1 protein-coding gene is annotated in these 1,482 nt (G+C 69.2%); it reads right to left on the reverse strand.

The genetic code is table 11. The annotated features are described in order from the left end of the window. On the reverse strand, positions 1-1,463 hold a 1,463-nt coding region (gene hutH, locus EYZ64_RS00005), incomplete at its 3' end, for a histidine ammonia-lyase (protein ID WP_135451298.1). Positions 1,464-1,482: the final 19 nt, after the last annotated feature.

Consider the following 1,482-nt stretch of genomic DNA (forward strand, 5'->3'; position numbering starts at 1 on the left):
GGAACGTGTGTGCGGACGGCGGCGATGACGGCCGCGGTCGCCGGTGCCGGGGTCAGCGGCGCGCGCAGGTCGAGGGCGCGTGCGGCGGTGAGCACTTCCACGGCCAGTACCCGGCTGAGCCCGTCGATCGCGCGGCGCAGCTTGCGTGCTGCCGACCAGCCCATCGACACATGGTCTTCCTGCATCGCCGAGGACGGGATCGAATCCACGCTGGCCGGGACGGCCAGGCGCTTGAGCTCGGAGACGATGCCGGCCTGGGTGTACTGGGCGATCATGTGACCGCTGTCCACGCCGGGATCATCGGCGAGGAACGCGTTGAGTCCGTGGTTGCGCGCCGGATCCAGGAACCGGTCGGTGCGCCGTTCACTGATCGAGGCCAGATCGGCCACGACGATGGCCAGGAAGTCCAGCACGTAGGCCACCGGAGCGCCGTGGAAATTGCCGTTGGACTCCACCCGGCCGTCGAGGGTGACCACCGGGTTGTCCACGGCGCTGGCCAGTTCGCGCTGGGCTACCAGCCGGGCGTGTTCGACGGTGTCGCGAGCGGCCCCGGCGACCTGCGGAGCGCAGCGCAGCGAATAGGCGTCCTGCACCACGGTGCAGTTGTCGGTCTTGTGGCTGGCGACGATGGCCGAATTGGCAAGCAGGCGCGTCATGTTCGCCGCGGCCAAGCCTTGCCCCGGGTGCGGCCGCAGCTTCTGCAGATCGGCGGCGAACACCCGCTCGGTGCCCAGCAGGCCTTCCACGCTCATTGCGGCGGCGATATCGGCCAGCCGCAGCAGACTGTCGAGGTCATGTAGTGCCAGGACCAGCTGGCCGAGCATGCCGTCGGTGCCGTTGATCAGTGCCAGGCCTTCTTTTTCGGCCAGCACGACGGGCTGCAGTCCGTGTTCGGCCAGTGCCTCGGCTGCGGATTTGAGTTCGCCGTCGCGGGTGCGGACCTGCCCTTCGCCGATGAGTGCCAGTGCCACGTGCGCCAGCGGCGCCAAGTCGCCGGAGCAGCCCAAGCTGCCGTACTCGTAGACCACCGGGGTGATGCCTGCCGAGAGCAGCCCGGCGTAGGCCTGGACCACCACGGGCCGCACGCCGGTGCGCCCGGTGGCCAGCGTCGATAGACGCAGCAGCATCAGGGCACGCACCACTTCGCGTTCCACCTCGGTGCCCGAACCGGCAGCATGCGAGCGGATCAGGCTGCGCTGCAACTGGGTGCGCAACTCGTGTGGGATGTGGCGGGTTGCCAGGGCGCCGAAGCCGGTGGATACACCGTAGACAGGGGCCGGGTCCGCGGCCAGCGCGTCGATGCGCGCCCTGCTCTCGGCGACTGCGGTCATCGCCTCATCGGACAACTGCACGGCGGCATCGTCGCGGGCGACCGCAATCACGTCGGCGAAGCTGACTGGCCCGATTCCCACCGTGACGACGGCGGTGGGCTGCAGCGTGGTGGTCGGGGAGGACGGAGTCATCAATTTCACCTTTGTCTTG

The sequence above is a fragment of the Mycobacterium sp. DL99 genome (genome assembly GCF_004762045.1).
Classification (GTDB): domain Bacteria; phylum Actinomycetota; class Actinomycetes; order Mycobacteriales; family Mycobacteriaceae; genus Mycobacterium.